Annotated in this window: 14 protein-coding genes; 7 read left to right on the forward strand and 7 right to left on the reverse strand. The window is 54.5% G+C overall.

Annotation, left to right across the window (positions count from 1 at the left end):
- The first annotated feature begins 296 nt into the window (after positions 1-296).
- Together RAC90_RS03555 and RAC90_RS03560 are read left to right on the forward strand one after the other, a co-directional pair.
- Positions 297-1,415 carry an alkene reductase gene (locus RAC90_RS03555; RefSeq protein WP_054633929.1) on the forward strand — a complete coding sequence of 373 codons (1,119 nt, stop codon included), beginning with the start codon at positions 297-299 and terminating at the stop codon, positions 1,413-1,415.
- Positions 1,416-1,429: 14 nt separating this feature from the next.
- Positions 1,430-1,744 (forward strand): helix-turn-helix transcriptional regulator, encoded by a 315-nt coding sequence (locus RAC90_RS03560; protein WP_006119667.1) that lies wholly within the window; start codon positions 1,430-1,432, stop codon positions 1,742-1,744.
- A 308-nt stretch (positions 1,745-2,052) separates the two neighbouring features.
- Here the strand turns inward: RAC90_RS03560 and RAC90_RS03565 are convergent, their stop codons facing one another.
- On the reverse strand, positions 2,053-3,597 hold the full coding sequence (locus RAC90_RS03565) for a methyl-accepting chemotaxis protein (protein WP_033741048.1): 1,545 nt from the start codon (positions 3,595-3,597) through the stop codon (positions 2,053-2,055).
- Positions 3,598-4,183: 586 nt separating this feature from the next.
- On the opposite strand from RAC90_RS03565, the gene RAC90_RS03570 reads away from it, so the two are divergent.
- The gene (locus RAC90_RS03570) at positions 4,184-6,148 is read left to right on the forward strand and encodes a methyl-accepting chemotaxis protein (protein ID WP_375123969.1); all 1,965 of its coding nucleotides are present in this window, start codon (positions 4,184-4,186) and stop codon (positions 6,146-6,148) included.
- A 300-nt stretch (positions 6,149-6,448) separates the two neighbouring features.
- Here RAC90_RS03570 and ychF read toward each other — a convergent pair whose 3' ends face one another.
- Together ychF and pth are read right to left on the reverse strand one after the other, a co-directional pair.
- Positions 6,449-7,540: a redox-regulated ATPase YchF gene (gene ychF / locus RAC90_RS03575; protein WP_033741049.1), complete on the reverse strand. Its 1,092-nt coding sequence runs from the start codon at positions 7,538-7,540 to the stop codon at positions 6,449-6,451.
- A gap of 107 nt (positions 7,541-7,647) precedes the next feature.
- Positions 7,648-8,235 (reverse strand): aminoacyl-tRNA hydrolase, encoded by a 588-nt coding sequence (gene pth, locus RAC90_RS03580; RefSeq protein ID WP_375123970.1) that lies wholly within the window; start codon positions 8,233-8,235, stop codon positions 7,648-7,650.
- A 258-nt stretch (positions 8,236-8,493) separates the two neighbouring features.
- Here pth and ychH point away from each other — a divergent pair, with 258 nt between their 5' ends.
- A complete protein-coding gene (ychH, locus tag RAC90_RS03585; protein ID WP_033741052.1) occupies positions 8,494-8,769 on the forward strand; it encodes a stress-induced protein YchH in 276 nt (91 codons plus the stop codon).
- On the opposite strand, the gene RAC90_RS03590 is transcribed toward ychH, so the two are convergent.
- From RAC90_RS03590 to lolB, 4 genes are all read right to left on the reverse strand, one after another.
- Positions 8,770-9,918 carry a GGDEF domain-containing protein gene (locus RAC90_RS03590; protein WP_033741053.1) on the reverse strand — a complete coding sequence of 383 codons (1,149 nt, stop codon included), beginning with the start codon at positions 9,916-9,918 and terminating at the stop codon, positions 8,770-8,772.
- Between the two features lie 220 nt (positions 9,919-10,138).
- A complete protein-coding gene (gene prs / locus RAC90_RS03595; protein ID WP_006118899.1) occupies positions 10,139-11,086 on the reverse strand; it encodes a ribose-phosphate diphosphokinase in 948 nt (315 codons plus the stop codon).
- Positions 11,087-11,222: 136 nt separating this feature from the next.
- On the reverse strand, positions 11,223-12,080 hold the full coding sequence (gene ispE / locus RAC90_RS03600) for a 4-(cytidine 5'-diphospho)-2-C-methyl-D-erythritol kinase (RefSeq protein ID WP_133745180.1): 858 nt from the start codon (positions 12,078-12,080) through the stop codon (positions 11,223-11,225).
- Positions 12,077-12,703: a lipoprotein insertase outer membrane protein LolB gene (lolB, locus tag RAC90_RS03605; protein ID WP_205955412.1), complete on the reverse strand. Its 627-nt coding sequence runs from the start codon at positions 12,701-12,703 to the stop codon at positions 12,077-12,079. The genes ispE and lolB overlap by 4 nt, the downstream gene beginning before the upstream one ends.
- 216 nt (positions 12,704-12,919) lie before the next feature.
- On the opposite strand from lolB, the gene hemA reads away from it, so the two are divergent.
- Genes hemA through prmC form a run of 3 tightly spaced genes read left to right on the forward strand, consistent with a single transcriptional unit; the run spans position 12,920 to position 16,143 of the window.
- On the forward strand, positions 12,920-14,176 hold the full coding sequence (gene hemA / locus RAC90_RS03610; protein WP_033741057.1) for a glutamyl-tRNA reductase: 1,257 nt from the start codon (positions 12,920-12,922) through the stop codon (positions 14,174-14,176).
- A 42-nt stretch (positions 14,177-14,218) separates the two neighbouring features.
- Positions 14,219-15,301, forward strand: a complete 1,083-nt coding sequence (prfA, locus tag RAC90_RS03615) for a peptide chain release factor 1 (RefSeq protein WP_006118903.1) — start codon at positions 14,219-14,221, stop codon at positions 15,299-15,301.
- Positions 15,301-16,143, forward strand: coding sequence for a peptide chain release factor N(5)-glutamine methyltransferase (prmC, locus tag RAC90_RS03620; RefSeq protein WP_375123971.1), 843 nt, complete (start codon positions 15,301-15,303; stop codon positions 16,141-16,143). The genes prfA and prmC overlap by 1 nt, the downstream gene beginning before the upstream one ends.
- Positions 16,144-16,151 lie beyond the last annotated feature (8 nt).

Here is a 16,151-nt window from a genome sequence, read left to right on the forward strand (position 1 = left end):
TTTGCTGCGTTCATCATCCAGGCTGCTGCACGCGTTCATACTGCGCTGATAAAGGGCAGTGAGGGATTTTCCTACCGGCGGAGTGATGCTGATTTTTGCCGCAAAAAAGCCGAAACAGCCACCATCAGCCCGGTCGTTCCGCCGTGAGGATAACGGTAACGCTTAGGTGAAGGGCGCGGTGAAGGCAATCTGGCAGAGTCATCATGACAACGGGAGATAACCGCACACATTACATATTTACAAATTTAAATGTGTAAATATAATGTCAACCCTATTTCTTTTTAAGGATGTTAATTATGTCGTCTCTTTTCACGCCCCTGACGCTGGGTGATCTCACGTTGCGTAACCGCATTGCGCTTCCACCCCTGACCCGTTGCCGTAGCGAGCAGCCGGGCAACATTCCCGGCACGATGATGGTGGAGTACTATCGCCAGCGTGCCAGCGCGGGCTTCATGATTACCGAAGGTACGCAAATTGAACCGCGCGGGCAGGGCTATGCCTGGACGCCTGGCATTCACAGCGACGCACAAATTGCGGGATGGCGAAACGTCACCGACGCTGTGCATGCAGAGGGCGGAACGCTCTTTTGCCAGCTCTGGCACGTGGGCCGCGTATCGCACAATGCGTTGCAGCCCGGTAAACAGCCGCCTGTTGCTCCTTCCGCCGTTGCCGCCAGCGGCGTACGGGTCTTTATTGAAACCGGACCTGGTGCCGGTATGCTGACGGAACCCAGCATGCCGCGCGAACTGACCACATCGGAAGTCAAAGCGATTGTGGCGATGTACCGCACGGCAGCAGAGAACGCGAAAAAAGCCGGTTTTGACGGTGTCGAGCTGCATGCCGCCAACGGTTATCTGATCAATCAGTTTATTTCTGAACACACCAATTTCCGTACCGATGAATATGGCGGCTCCCTTGATAACCGCCTGCGCTTCCTGCGTGAAGTCACCGAAGCGGTGAGTGCGGTATTTGGCAGTCACCGTGTCGGCGTACGTTTCGCGCCATTGTTCTCAAGCACAGAGGAAGAACGCGTTTATCTGGGGCTGGTTGAACGCGATCCGCATGCTACCTACATTCGTGCTGCGCAGATGCTAAACGAGCTTGAAACTGGCTATCTGTCTATCGCCGAAGCGGACTGGGACAACAGTCCGGAGATGCCCGAAAGCTTCCGTATTGCGCTGCGTGAAACCTTCCGTTCCCCCATCATGTATTCCGGACGTTATACCAGGGAAAAGGCCGAACGTATGCTGGAAAAGGGATGGGGCGATCTGTTTGGCTTCGGGCGCACGTTTATCGCTAACCCGGATTTACCGGCGCGTTTCAAAATGGGCTACCCGCTGAACAACGCGGATCCTGCCTCACTGTATGGTGGAAGTGAGAAAGGCTATACTGACTACCCTTTCTATTCTGCTTGAGGTTCTGAGACGGCATGACACCTGAAAATGCCATTAAATTACTGGCTAACCCGACACGGGTTGCGGTGCTCAAATGGCTTAAACGCCCTGACGAAGCCTTTGCTGACTATTCTCAGCTGTATCCCTTCGATCAGTACGGTGTCTGTGCCAGTCTTATTCAGGACAAAGCGGGCCTCTCACAGCCCGCCACCTCGTTATGTCTGAAAGCGCTGCATGATGCCGGCCTGCTTGAGGCAAGCAAGGTCGGTAAATGGACATACTATCGCCGGCGTGAAGAGGCGGTTCATGAGATGAATACGTCAATTATCCAGGCCCTGCAGGATCTGTAGGCGGCTTGTCAACGACAGTCATACGGACGTCCGGTAACGCTGCGTTGTGGCACATCAGGACATGCATGAAAATCAGCGCCAGGCTCACGCATTTCGCTGGCGAGGAAGAGAGGGCGCATGAGCGCCACTCTCTTTTACCGTTGCGACGTTTAGGGCAGCCTGAATAAGTCACGATACAAAGCGCCATCCCTTCGTAACACGCGCCGGAATTTGTCGCAGATACCACAGCCTGTGAACCTGCGCCAGGCGGATGTGATTGTCCCTGTACCTTCCTGATGAAGCCTGGAACGCCGGCGTTACCTGAATGTTCAGACGCTAAACGACCCAACAATCTGTCGTAATGTTTGGGCCTGTTCAGACAGCGAACGGGAGGCCATTGACGATTCCTGGACCAGCGCCGCGTTATTCTGTGTGACGCCGTCCATCTGATTCACTGCCACGCTGACTTCTGAAATTCCCTGCAGCTGTTCAGAAGAGGCCCGGGCAATCGAGTCCATCCCTTCAGCCAGGTCGCTGACCATACTCATGACCTTCAGGACGCTCTGCCCGGTTAGCGCGGCAATTTCTACGCCGCTGTCAACGTGTGCGACGGCCTGTTCAATCAGACGCTTGATGTCTTTCGCGGCTGTGGCACTACGCTGGGCAAGTGTCCGCACCTCACCAGCCACGACGGCGAATCCGCGACCATCTTCACCTGCACGCGCGGCTTCCACGGCGGCATTCAACGCCAGGATGTTGGTCTGAAAAGCGATGCTTTCAATCACGGACGTAATATCACGGACCTTGACTGCGCTCTCATGGATGTTGTGCATGGTATCGGTCATGTGGCTGACCTTGGACTTGTCGGCGTTAACGGTCTCTGCTGTTGCCCGGGCAGATTCAGCGGTCTGCTGCGCACCGGCTGTGTTGCTCTTCACCGTGCTGGTGAGTTGCTCCATGCTGGCGGCGGTCTGCTGCAGCGCGGCAGCCTGCTGCTCGGTTCGTGATGAGAGTTCTGTATTTCCCCGGTCGATTTCATCGGCCGCCAGCGCAACGGACGCGGAGGCGTCTTTAATCTGCAACACGATCCCGCGCAGTCTGGCTTGCATAGCGTCCAGAGACGCCATGAGGCTGCGGTCATCATTTTTTCGCAGTTGAACCGTTGAGGTCAGATTCCCTTGTGAAATAGCGTAAGCGAGCCGTTGCGCTGTAACCGGCTCACCGCCGAGTTCACGCATAATCTTGCGAATCAGGTAACTTCCCGTCAGCAAGCCCAAAATGACCGCAATGCCCAGCAGAACCAGCAAAATAATATAGGCTTGCTCCGTTGTCTTACTGTTCTGACTGACGGCATTATCAGAGCGCTGAGTGAGCACTTCGCCCATTGAGGTGAGTCCGTCAATCAGGGGGTTCTGGGCTGGTCTGACGGTATCAAGAAGAAATTTCACTGTTGCTGCGTTATTTTTCCCCAATGCCAGAGGAACAGTATTACTGAAGGAGTCCAGGGCATTTTTTTGACTCTTTTCTATTGCCTCAAACGCTTTTTTTTCCTCGTTACTGCCCGACTGGTCAATCATCTGGCCCAGTTGAGAACTGCTGTCAACAAACCGGGCTTTTAATTTTTCAAGACGAGCGGATTGCTCTTCAAGACCTTTTTCATCTGTAAATAAGGACAGATTCCTTACCGTGATTGCCATATCACGCTGAATAAGTGTCAGGTCTGTGATTAATTTTGTTTTCTTCATATCACCCTGAACAATGGCTTCAAGGGTGTTTTTAGACTGGTATAAAGAATGAATGGCTACCACTATGCACAAGGAGAAAAAAATGATTAACGTGCCAAAACCCAAACCGAGCCGTGTTGCGATCTTCATAAATCTATCCTGATAAAGGGAGAGGGGGACGGTGATCTTTCGGCACAGACAGACCAACCTTTATCGAAACCAGGACAATTAAATGTAAGAAAACACGTCATGGTAATTTCTGTAAAAATTAAATTTTGTCAATGAGTTAAGACGCATTATTCATAGGTTTTTCTTATATCCCTCCCGTCATCAAAGCATCGGTAAATCGCAGTAAAAAAGTCATGTCTTCCCCTCTGTCTTACGGCGTGACGGGTTTTAGCATGACAAAACAGAAGGGCAGATCACTGCGCTGGCCATGAAGGCGTCCGGGCGGAAAGGGCGCGGCGGTTCTGTGCGCATCTTAACTGCGGGCAGGCATCCCAATGAAAATGCAGAGAACCAGCCTGTTGCAACCGTCGCCCTGTCCAGCACTGACCCATCAATAACAATAATCGCAGTAATCGTTGAAGCAATTGCCTCCTGTGTCGATAACGCATGCTCAGCTCAATGTTGGGGCTGAGCCTGAAGCGTCAAAGCTGATTATTACTCAGTCATTTGTGTGCTTTTTTACGACACCAGTACGTGCATTCCTTTTAATTACAGTGGAAACAACAATATGTCTGTCATCAAGACAATGACCAGAAGCTTAACCGGTTCACGTTTTGCGGGGGGATCTCAGCCCGCCAACGGGATCTTTAACTGTGAAAGCTTACCCACTTCGCTCTCTGCAGCAGGCCTCAGCAGTCGTGCTGCGGGTATTTTGCTGACGTTTGTGCCGCCAGAGGCCGATTTTCATAAGGTCAGTCAGGCATGGCAACGCTTTACATCAACAGATTTGACCGTCATTACGCTCTCCTCTAACGGAGCGCTCAGCGCCAGCGGCAAGCAAACAACGTACTGCAAAGGCGACGGGCAGGAAGGCAGCTGGCTCTGGTTACCCCGTAACCTGATTGCAGAGCATGAAACACATGTGGTCGATCTGCACCTTCACGATACCCACACGGCGACGGATCGCATTCGTGCCATCCAGGATGAGCTGGCTGCGTTGAGGCTGAGCATGCCGCTCTCTGCTGACCGTACCTTTGCCATGATTTACTGTGACGGGCTGTCTGCATCGGAAGGGTTTTTAATGCAGGCCTGGTATAATACGGGCCGCTTTCCCTGCCTGGCAATCGGCGGATCCGCCGGTGGACGCGTCACCTTTGACGGGACATGGATTGGCGCTGGCGGGCGTGTACTGCAGGGGAAAGCCGTTATTGTTTTCTGCAAAATGGCGGCGGGTAAGTCCTTTTCACCCTTTAAGAGTCAGAACTTCGAGCCACTGAACAAGAGCTGGCTGATTGCCGAGGCGGATCCGGTTAAGCGTACCCTGACTTCCGTGTTCAACCCACAGGGGCAGCAACAGCCCTTCACCCAGGCACTGGCTGAACATCTGGGCTGCAATGAACAGCAGCTGACGGAGCGTCTGAAAGGTTTAACGTTTGCGGTGAAGGTAGGTGACGCGTATTTCATTCGTTCTGTAGCGAAGATGGACAGCCACAGTGTACAGTTTTTTTGCGATCTGGAATTTGGCGATCGGCTTTACTTAATGCGTGAAACCGATTTTAAGCAGGCTACGCTGCGGGACTGGCAGGCCTTTACGCAACGTCACGGCAAACCGGCGGCGGTCCTGATGAATGACTGCATACTGCGCCGACAGGGCAATCCCGATAAGCTGCACGATGCGCATTTCTTTAAAGGCATTCCGGCTGCCGGGTTCTCCAGCTTTGGTGAAATTCTGGGCGTACCGATCAATCAGACTTTGTCTGCACTGGTGTTCTTCAATCATAACGTAAACGCCATGGCGCAATTTCCGGTGGAATATGCCAGCTATGCCGCGCACTATGCGCAGCGCGCGTTACGTCGCTGGGAAGCGCTAAACCGCGTCCAGTCGGGCGTGCTGGCTCGCGTGGTGAGCTATCAGCAGGAGTTGGCACCTATCGTTCAGGCGCTGCCGGTGCTTGAGGCGGCAACCCAGAGCCAGAGCGAAGCGTTGTCGATGGCCGAAAGCAGCATTCGCGCTATCAGCACTCTTGCCAAAGAAAGCCAGCAGGCACAAGGGCGCCTGGGGGACGGGCTGGACGATCTGGAAGCGATATCTAACGGTATCAACGTTATTACGCACGGCATCAGCAATATCGCTTTCCAGACCAATATTCTGGCGCTCAATGCCGCTGTCGAGGCTGCACGCGCGGGGGAAGCTGGCAGAGGATTTGCCGTTGTGGCAGGGGAAGTTCGCCGTCTGGCGCAATCCTCGAAAGAGCAGGCTGAAGCGACCGCTAGCAACATTAATGATGCGGTCGACACGATCTCGCGTATCCGCGATGTCGCGACAAACACGGTACAAACCGCGACGGACATGACAGACCGCAGTATCCAGGCTGCCGATGCGATTGCCGCCATGAGCGATCGAAGCCGTCATGAACGGGCAGGGATGGCGAAACAGCTGGATAATCTGCGCACCTTAACGGCAGGTATGGATGCGATGCAGGAAGCGGTCGCCGAGCTGAAAGTGCTGCAGACACTTTCCTCGTCACGGTAAATCACCGCTGGCGCCGCGACCAGGAAGGCCCTGCGCCAGTCTCTGTTAAGCAGGGATAACAACTAAGGTAATGGCAAAGTGAACCCGGGCTTTCTTGTTGTGATTTATCATACCTCGTCAGATTGCTTATTTACCGCCTTATTTTCAAGACGGAAAATTCAGCCTACGTTGCGTTTGATCCTCAATGTTTTAGCGGCTTTTTTCAAACCTGTTCTGTGAAGCTTTAAAACAAAAAAGCCACGCATTCGCGTGGCTTTCACAACCTTATTCATTCACGTGCAGTTCACTTCACCGTGTGGATTAGACGTTAAACAAGAAATTCATCACATCGCCATCTTTAACGATGTACTCTTTGCCTTCTGAACGCATCTTGCCCGCTTCTTTCGCGCCTTGCTCACCCTTATAGGTAATAAAGTCTTCAAACGCGATCGTTTGTGCGCGAATAAAGCCTTTCTCGAAATCGGTATGGATTTTACCGGCGGCCTGTGGGGCGGTGGCGCCAACAGGGATAGTCCATGCGCGTACTTCTTTGACGCCGGCGGTGAAATAGGTCTGCAGATTCAGCAGTGCGTAACCGGCACGAATCACGCGGTTCAGGCCTGGCTCTTCGATGCCCAGCTCGGCCATAAACTCGTCACGATCTTCGTCTTCCAGTTCGGCGATATCAGATTCGACAGAGGCGCAGACTGGCACAACGACAGAACCTTCTTTGGCGGCGATTTCGCGCACTTTATCCAGGTACGGGTTGTTTTCAAATCCATCTTCGTTGACATTAGCGATGTACATCGTGGGCTTGAGCGTCAGGAAGCTCAGATAACGCAGGGCGGCTTTGTCTTCATCGGTCAGATCCAGCGCGCGCAGCATGCCCGCGTTTTCCAGATGAGGCAGACATTTCTCCAGCGCCGCCTGTTCCGCTTTCGCGTCTTTATCGCCGCCTTTGGCTTTTTTCTGCACGCGCTGCAGTGCGCGTTCACAGGTGTCCAGATCCGCCAGCGCCAGCTCGGTGTTGATGGTTTCGATATCATCAGCCGGATCGACTTTATTATTCACGTGGATAATATTGTCGTTTTCAAAGCAGCGAACCACGTGGCCGATCGCTTCGGTTTCACGGATATTGGTCAGGAACTGGTTGCCCAGGCCTTCACCTTTCGATGCACCTTTTACCAGACCGGCGATATCGACGAATTCCATGGTAGTCGGAACCACGCGCTGTGGCTTGACGATCTCGGACAGCTGATCCAGACGCAGGTCAGGCATAGGTACAACGCCCGTGTTGGGTTCAATGGTGCAGAAGGGGAAGTTCGCCGCTTCAATACCCGCTTTTGTCAGCGCGTTAAACAGAGTGGATTTACCGACATTTGGCAGGCCCACGATACCGCATTTGAATCCCATGGTTTAATACCCTTTATAGCTGGATGGGCAACGCCTGAACGCAGGCGCTGCCGGAAACGTAAGATAATTTTCGCGCATTATACACAGATTCGCGACAATCGGGGCGATTAGACAGGCTTAAAGGCATGCAGGCGGTTCATTGCCTTAATGCGATCTTCCTTCAGCCACAGTTCGGTGCAGCGCGCTGCTTCATCAATGGCGTCATCGATCAGCTTTTGCTCGCTGGCGGGCGGTTTGCCTAACACAAATCCGGTCACTTTGTTGCGGTCACCGGGATGGCCGATACCGATGCGCAGACGATGAAAGTTATTATTATTGCCCAGCTTGCTGATGATGTCTTTCAGGCCGTTATGACCGCCGTGACCGCCGCCTTGTTTGAATTTCGCAATGCCCGGTGGCAGATCGAGTTCATCGTGCGCCACCAAAATTTCTTCGGGCGCAATACGGTAGAAGGTCGCCATCGCCGCGACCGCTTTGCCGCTGAGGTTCATAAAGGTGGTGGGCACCAGCAGTCGGACATCTTCGCCCGCCAGCGCCAGTCGCGCCGTATAACCGAAAAATTTGGTTTCTTCTTTTAACGACTGATTGTGCCGCTCAGCCAGCAAATCCAGATACCACGCCCCCGCGTTATGGCGCGTGGCGGTATATTCCGCACCGGGATTCGCCAGGCCGACAATCAGTTTAATGCTGCTCACAAGGAATATCCTGCTGTTATCACCAAAGGGCAGTAGTTTACTGTGCCAGGCTGCGGATCACAAAGTGTGAGCCACGAATTATTAGTGTCGGTGATTAATTGTTTTCCATCTAAATCAATAAGCTGTAATTATGCTTTGGTCACACTTATCCTGCTCTGAGTGTGACGAAGTGCACAAATTAGCCTGCTGTCATTGCCTAAACTACTGACAGGTTAACATTGTGTGCGCTCATCGGACCGCACCGTCAGGAGGTGAAAGATGAAACGTCATCACTCACGTATGGCAGGAAATGCCTTAATGGCACTGGGCTTAGTGACCATGGTACTCGGCGTTGGTTTTTCGATTATCAACCAACTTCCCTCTTTAAATCTGCCGCAGATACTGGCGCAGGGCGCGATGTTTGGGATTTTCTTTGGCGCACTGTTATGGCTGGCCGGTGCCTGCATTAGCGGTCGTGAGAAAGTCGAAGATCGCTATTACTGGGAGCGGCATTATGGCGATAAACGCTGCCGCCGCAGCCATCACTCGTCATAATCACGTTCCCGGCAACGTCAGGCAGGGTTGGGTTCGGTTTCTGCCTTTGGCTTTTGCCTGATAGAGCGCTTTGTCAGCCAGCGCCATCAGTTCGCCAAAATCAATGTGGCGATTGTCGGCGGTAGAGAAGCCAATGCTGACGGAATAGGGAATCTGCCCCGGTCGGGAAAGGTGGATCGCCTGGCGCACCTGCTCGCACCAGACGTTAGCCTGCGCTGACATCATCGGCAGAAGGGCGGCAAATTCTTCGCCGCCCAGTCGCGCAAAGCGCGCCCCTTCAGGCAGCATGCCGGACACACGGTGACTGAAATCAATCAGAACCTGGTCGCCCTGATGATGCCCGTAGCGGTCATTAATGCCTTTAAAATGGTCCAGATCGAATAACACCACCGTCAGCGCTTTATTCTGCTTCTGACAGGCTTTAATCATCACCTCGGCCCCGGTAAACAGCGCACGACGGTTCCAGATATTGGTCAGAGGATCGTGCAGTGAAGCCGCTTTCAGCGCATTGCGCGTCCGCTCATTGACCATCGCCAGAATCGTCACGGTAAACCCAATGACAAACAGCATGGATTCCATAATCACATAGACGGAGAAATTCGATCCGCTTATCGCGCCCTGAACGCCAACCGGGCGGGAATTATCCAGAAATATGCGAGCCACATGGAATATCAGGTGAATCCAGAGCAGGAGCTGGGCAGGCCAGAACGTTGCATCCATATTGCGCCGCGCCAGCCAGAGAAAATAGATAAGCGCTCCGGTATACCCGATGCAGAGCAGGCAGAGCACCAGTACGCGCAGCGATAAGCTGTAATAAAATCCCGGAATCAGGCAGAGCAGTGACCAGATCAGCGCTCCGACCAGACCACTCATCCCCGGCTGCTTACCGCAAAATGTGCGAAACGCGCTGAACAATCCCCCGTAAGCCAGCATAAGCAACACGTTGCTCATGGCCACCGGTAAAAACTGATAGCCCTGGCTGCGCAGGCTACTGAGAATAAAGGCGACCAGCGTCAGTAAAATGGCCACGCAAACATAGCCCAGCGTGCGATCGTAATGCGAACCGACCCAGGCAAATGCCAGGATCAGACTCATAAACCCCAGTACGTAGAGTTCGCAAATAAATAACGTATAGACGTCGAGGTTCATAGTGGAAAACGATCGCAATAAAAAGTGCGGGCAAAGTACCACTCAACGCAGAATGGCAAAAGAGCAGATAAGATAATTTCAGCGAAAGAGTTTTTCGTAGTAAGCGTGACAATAACGGCGGTGACTCATAACGAAAATTTCTGTGAATCAAGCAGCTTTGTCGGAAGGGGAGAGGTACAGACAAAAGAAAAGGCCGGACAGCGTGTCCGGCCTGCGAAGATTAGTGTTCGAACATTGCCGAAATGGACTCTTCGTTACTGATGCGGCGAATGGCTTCGGCCAGCATGCCTGACAGCGTCAGGGTACGGACGTTTGGCAGCGACTTCATCTCTTCGGATAACGGAATGGTGTCACACACGATAACCTGATCGATGACAGATTTACGTAGGTTTTCCACCGCGTTACCGGAGAAGATAGGGTGCGTCGCGTACGCGAACACGCGCTTGGCACCGCGCTCTTTCAGCGCTTCCGCGGCTTTGCACAGTGTGCCGCCGGTGTCGATCATGTCATCGACCAGCACACAGTCACGGCCCGCAACGTCACCAATGATATGCATGACCTGAGAAACGTTCGCACGCGGGCGACGTTTGTCGATGATGGCCATATCGGTGTCGTTCAGCAGTTTCGCAATAGCACGGGCACGAACCACGCCGCCAATGTCAGGCGAAACAACAATCGGGTTTTCCAGGCCAATCTGTAACATATCCTCCAGCAGAATGGGACTGCCGAAGACGTTATCAACCGGGACGTCGAAGAAGCCCTGGATCTGCTCAGCGTGCAGGTCAACCGTTAAAACACGATCAACGCCGACGCTGGAAAGAAAGTCAGCCACGACTTTGGCGGTAATAGGCACACGCGCAGAACGCACGCGGCGGTCCTGACGGGCATAACCAAAGTAGGGGATAACAGCGGTAATACGACCAGCTGAAGCACGACGCAGCGCGTCGACCATCACGACCAGTTCCATCAAATTATCATTGGTGGGAGCACAGGTGGACTGGATGATGAAAATATCACCACCGCGTACATTTTCATTAATTTGTACGCTTACTTCGCCATCACTGAAACGACCGACAGCGGCGTCGCCCAGGCTGGTGTAAAGGCGGTTGGCAATACGTTGTGCTAGTTCCGGGGTGGCGTTACCAGCAAAAAGCTTCATATCAGGCACGAGAAGAACCTCAGGCTTTGCGTCCAGAGAATGAACGTCATGACAGTAACCGGCGAATACTGTCGTGATCGTTCACACGGGTATGTGAGTGCGAAACGTGCTGTATCTGGAACAGGGTGACACAGTCACGCTATCGCTAATCGCCTTGCAGAGTGCGCTGTAACGGCGAGACGTTAACGCCTCGGGCTACAAAACCGCGCACCCATGACGGGGCAAGTTCCAGCACCTGGCGAGCAGCGTACTCGGTGTCAAATTCAGCAAACACACAAGCACCTGTCCCTGTCAGGCGCGACGGCGCGTATTCTAGCAGCCATGAAACAAGCTCATCAACCTCACGAAAACGTTTTCTTACTACTGATTCGCAATCGTTAAGAAAGGGGGCCTGTAAAAGTGCTGATAAAGTGCGCACGGGCGTGTCACGGGGGAGTGCCGGATCGTTAAAGACCACCGGCGTGGCCACGCTGACGCCGGGATGGGCAACAAGATACCATTTTTCGGCAGGCGATGCGGGAGAAAGCACCTCGCCGACCCCTTCGGCGAAGGCGGCGTGCCCTTTAACGAACACCGGGACATCCGCACCCAGTTTCACGCCCATCTGTGCAAGTTCCGTCGGCGAAAAACCGGTTTTCCAGAGATGATTAAGCGCCACCAGAACCGTAGCGGCGTCAGAAGAACCGCCACCCAGTCCACCGCCCATTGGCAAACGCTTTTCAATGGCGATCCGCGCACCCGCCTGCGCCGGCAGCGTTCCCTTCGCGCGGGCAGCCGCCTTAAGCATGTCGGCGGCACGCACGATCAGGTTTTCAGCATCCGGCACGCCGGACACGGGCGTGAGAAGGGTAATGGCATCGCTCTGATCGGGAACAATCTCCAGACTGTCGCCATAATCCAGAAACTGAAACAGGGTTTGCAGGTTATGGTAACCGTCCGCCCGGCGCCCGGTGATGTACAAAAAAAGGTTCAGTTTTGCCGGAGCAGGCCAGGTGGTGATCATTTCAGCGTCCAGCTATCCATACGTAACTTGATGCGCTGATCGCCTTCTTTCAGCTCCAGGCTGGCGGGCAGCGCAGGGGTGATGTTGCTGTCGTAGCCGGCGATGGTCACCTGCCAGGTCTGGCCATCATGCTGATAGTTCAGGCTGCGCAACTGATACTGATCGTTAAGCTGGTAGTCGGTCGCATCGCCCGGCAGGCCCATCATCCACTGGCGCAGGTTGGTCAGCGGAATATCCATGCCGGTCAGCTGCGAGATCATCTTCTGCGCATCGTTGCTGACATAGCGTTTGCCCTGGCTATCCACGATCTGCACCACAGAACCCTGCGCATCAAGCTGCAGTTCTGTGCTGCCTAACGGGTTGGTTAACAGCAGACGATAACGGTCAGGTGCGGTCTGCTGCCAGTTGAAGCGGGCATAGACTTTTTGTTTGTCCGACAGATAGGCGAACGCGCCGCGTGTCTGGTACTGCGTCACTTTACTGACCGCTTGCTGATGATGTTGCCATTGGGGCGCAGTGGCGCTCGGGCCGGGACCTTGTGGTTTATTGATGCTACAGGCAGCCAGCAGAACAGCACCGGCCAGGGGTAAAAGGCGCAACAGATTGCGTGGGGAAGTAAGCATCAAGTGGTCATCTCCTCGGACTCATTTTTCATTGGTAACAGGTAACGCTAACCATCCGCATTTTAACCGTCAATGCTGTTATACGGTAAAATCGCTATGATCGGCTTAATCTTATTACAGTCATAGCCTTTGTATGGCTTTTCTTGATCTGCTGCATCTTGTAGAATGCGCTTCACAAAACCCTGACATTATTGGGACAACCCAACCTAAATCGCCATGACGCTGCTCGCTCTCGGAATCAATCACAAAACTGCACCCATTGCTCTGCGCGAACGCGTTGCGTTCGGGCCGGAGTCGCTGGAACAGGCCTTAGACAGCCTGTTATCCCAGCCCATGGTGCAGAGTGGCGTCGTGCTCTCCACCTGTAACCGAACCGAACTCTACCTGAGTGTAGAGCAACAGGTCGATCTGCAGGAACGTCTGGTGCGCTGGCTGTGTGACTATCACCAGCTTGATGAAGAGGATGTACGTAACAGCCTCTACTGGCATCAGGACAATGAGGCGGTCAGTCATCTTATGCGCGTCGCCAGCGGGCTGGATTCGCTGGTGCTGGGCGAGCCGCAGATTTTAGGTCAGGTGAAAAAAGCCTTTGCCGATTCGCAGCGCGGTCATGCACTGAGCAGTGAACTGGAACGTATGTTCCAGAAAACCTTCTCGGTTGCCAAGCGCGTGCGTACGGAAACGGAGATCGGCGCGAACGCCGTTTCCGTTGCCTTTGCCGCCTGTACGCTGGCGCGGCAGATCTTTGAGTCCCTCTCCACCGTCAACGTGTTACTGGTTGGCGCGGGAGAAACCATTGAGCTGGTGGCGCGTCATCTGAGCGAACATCAGGTCAAAAAACTGATTATTGCCAACCGTACCCGCGAACGCGCGGACGCGCTGGCGAAAGAAGTGGGCGCGGAAGTGATTGGCCTTGCGGACATCGACGCGCGCCTGGCCGATGCCGACATCGTCATTACTTCCACCTCCAGTCCCTTGCCCATCATTGGTAAAGGCATGATGGAACGGGCGCTCAAAGCGCGCCGTAACCAGCCAATGCTGCTGGTGGATATTGCGGTGCCGCGCGACGTAGAGCCGGAAGTGGGCAAGTTAGCGAATGCCTATCTCTATAGCGTTGACGATCTGCAGGCCATCATTGAGCAGAACCTTGCCCAGCGCAAAGCCGCTGCGGTGCAGGCCGAAAGTATCGTGGTGCAGGAATGCAGCGATTTCATGGCCTGGCTGCGTTCCCAGGGCGCGGTCAACTCTATTCGTGAATACCGTGCTCAGGCGGATGATATCCGCGCTGAACTGGAAGGCCGTGCGCTGCAGGCGCTGCAGCAGGGTGCCGATCCGCAAAAAGTGATGCAGGAACTGGCCCACAAGCTGACCAACCGTTTGATTCATGCACCGACCAAATCTCTTCAGCAGGCCGCGCGCGACGGCGACAGCGAACGCCTGCAGATTTTACGCGACAGCCTGGGTCTCGATTAGGCACACTGCTGTCGTCTTCTGTTACGGGAATCCCACAGTTAAATGAAAACCTCTATTGTTGCGAAACTGGAAGCGCTGCAGGAGCGCCACGAAGAAGTGGAAGCGATGCTGGGCGATGCAGGCGTCATTGCCGATCAGGAACGCTTTCGTGCTTTGTCGCGTGAATATGCTCAGTTGACCGATGTCACGCGCTGCTTCCGCGACTGGCAGCAGAACCAGGATGATATCGAGACGGCTAAAATGTTACTCGACGATCCTGAAATGCGCGATATGGCGCAGGAAGAGCTGCAGGCGGCGCGTGAGAAAACCGACGCGCTGGAGCAACAGTTGCAGCTGTTACTGCTGCCGAAAGATCCGGACGATGAGCGCGACTGTTTTGTCGAAGTCCGTGCCGGTACCGGTGGCGACGAAGCGGCCATTTTTGCAGGTGACCTGTTCCGTATGTACAGCCGTTACGCCGAGTCACGTCGCTGGCGTGTGGAAATCGTCAGCGCTAACGACGGTGAGCACGGTGGCTATAAAGAGGTGATTGCCCGTATTATGGGTGACGGTGCCTATGGCCGACTGAAATTTGAATCCGGCGGCCATCGCGTACAACGCGTACCTGAGACGGAATCCCAGGGCCGTATTCATACCTCTGCCTGTACGGTGGCGGTGATGCCTGAACTGCCGGAAGCGGAGCTGCCCGAGATCAACCCGTCAGATTTAAAAATCGATACTTTCCGCTCCTCCGGTGCCGGTGGGCAGCACGTTAACACCACCGACTCCGCGATCCGTATTACCCACTTGCCGACCGGTATTGTGGTGGAATGTCAGGATGAACGCTCTCAGCACAAGAACAAGGCAAAAGCCTTATCGGTGTTGGGCGCGCGTATCCATGCGGCCGAAATGGCAAAACGTCACGAAGCTGAAGCCAGCACCCGCCGTAACCTGCTGGGCAGCGGTGACCGTTCCGATCGTATCCGCACCTATAACTTCCCGCAGGGCCGTGTGACCGACCATCGCATCAACCTGACGCTTTATCGTCTGGATGAAACCATGGAAGGTAAACTGGACAGCCTGATCGAACCCATCGTTCAGGAATACCAGGCTGACCAACTGGCGGCGCTGGCCGGTCAGGATTAATGGATATTCGCCACTGGCTCAAACAGGCGGTTGCCACGCTGTGTGGGGGCGACAGCCCGAAGCGTGATGCGGAAATCCTGCTGGGTTATGTCACAGGCAAACCCCGCAGCTGGCTGGTGGCTTTTGATGAAACCCTGCTCAGTGACGCGCAGTTACAACAGTTGACGGCGTTGCTGGCACGGCGCGCACGGGGAGAACCGATTGCCCATTTAGTTGGCGAGCGCGAATTCTGGTCGCTCCCGCTGAGGGTTAGCGACGCCACACTTATCCCGCGGCCGGATACCGAGATCCTGGTTGAACAGGCGCTGGCCCGATTGCCTGCCGCACCTGCGCGCGTGCTGGATCTCGGCACGGGCACCGGTGCCATTGCCCTGGCGATTGCCAGCGAACGGCCCGATTGCACCGTGATCGGCGTTGATCGTGTCCCTGCTGCCGTTGCGCTGGCGCAGGATAACGCTGCGCATCTGGCGATAGCTAACGCGACGTTTATGCACAGCCACTGGTTTGCACAGCTCACCCCGATCCGATTTGATCTTATCGTGAGTAATCCGCCTTACATTGATGCCAGCGATCACCATCTGGAGGAGGGCGATGTGCGTTTTGAACCGCGCAGCGCACTGGTGGCAGAGGAAGCGGGCATGGCCGATCTCCGGTGGCTGATCGCACAGTCACCCGCCTGGTTACAGCCGGGTGGCTGGCTGCTCCTGGAACATGGCTGGCAGCAGGATGAGGCGGTGCGTCAACTGATGTGCCAGCACCACTATCAGGCAGTGGACACGGTGAAGGATTACGGTGGCAATCCCCGGGTCACATTTGGGCAGACCGCGCCGATACCGGTATAGTGCCGCAA

The sequence above is a fragment of the Pantoea sp. CS_6 genome (assembly GCF_041954745.1).
Lineage (GTDB): Bacteria > Pseudomonadota > Gammaproteobacteria > Enterobacterales > Enterobacteriaceae > Pantoea > Pantoea stewartii.

What these genes read in the sequence shown, in the direction of transcription:
- RAC90_RS03555 (WP_054633929.1), top strand. Translation starts at nt 297, where the DNA reads ATGTCGTCTCTTTTCACGCCCCTGACGCTGGGTGATCTCACGTTGCGT.
- RAC90_RS03560 (WP_006119667.1), top strand. Translation starts at nt 1,430, where the DNA reads ATGACACCTGAAAATGCCATTAAATTACTGGCTAACCCGACACGGGTT.
- RAC90_RS03565 (WP_033741048.1), bottom strand. Translation starts at nt 3,597, where the DNA reads ATGAAGATCGCAACACGGCTCGGTTTGGGTTTTGGCACGTTAATCATT.
- RAC90_RS03570 (WP_375123969.1), top strand. Translation starts at nt 4,184, where the DNA reads ATGTCTGTCATCAAGACAATGACCAGAAGCTTAACCGGTTCACGTTTT.
- ychF (WP_033741049.1), bottom strand. Translation starts at nt 7,540, where the DNA reads ATGGGATTCAAATGCGGTATCGTGGGCCTGCCAAATGTCGGTAAATCC.
- ychH (WP_033741052.1), top strand. Translation starts at nt 8,494, where the DNA reads ATGAAACGTCATCACTCACGTATGGCAGGAAATGCCTTAATGGCACTG.
- RAC90_RS03590 (WP_033741053.1), bottom strand. Translation starts at nt 9,918, where the DNA reads ATGAACCTCGACGTCTATACGTTATTTATTTGCGAACTCTACGTACTG.
- ispE (WP_133745180.1), bottom strand. Translation starts at nt 12,080, where the DNA reads ATGATCACCACCTGGCCTGCTCCGGCAAAACTGAACCTTTTTTTGTAC.
- lolB (WP_205955412.1), bottom strand. Translation starts at nt 12,703, where the DNA reads ATGCTTACTTCCCCACGCAATCTGTTGCGCCTTTTACCCCTGGCCGGT.
- hemA (WP_033741057.1), top strand. Translation starts at nt 12,920, where the DNA reads ATGACGCTGCTCGCTCTCGGAATCAATCACAAAACTGCACCCATTGCT.
- prfA (WP_006118903.1), top strand. Translation starts at nt 14,219, where the DNA reads ATGAAAACCTCTATTGTTGCGAAACTGGAAGCGCTGCAGGAGCGCCAC.
- prmC (WP_375123971.1), top strand. Translation starts at nt 15,301, where the DNA reads ATGGATATTCGCCACTGGCTCAAACAGGCGGTTGCCACGCTGTGTGGG.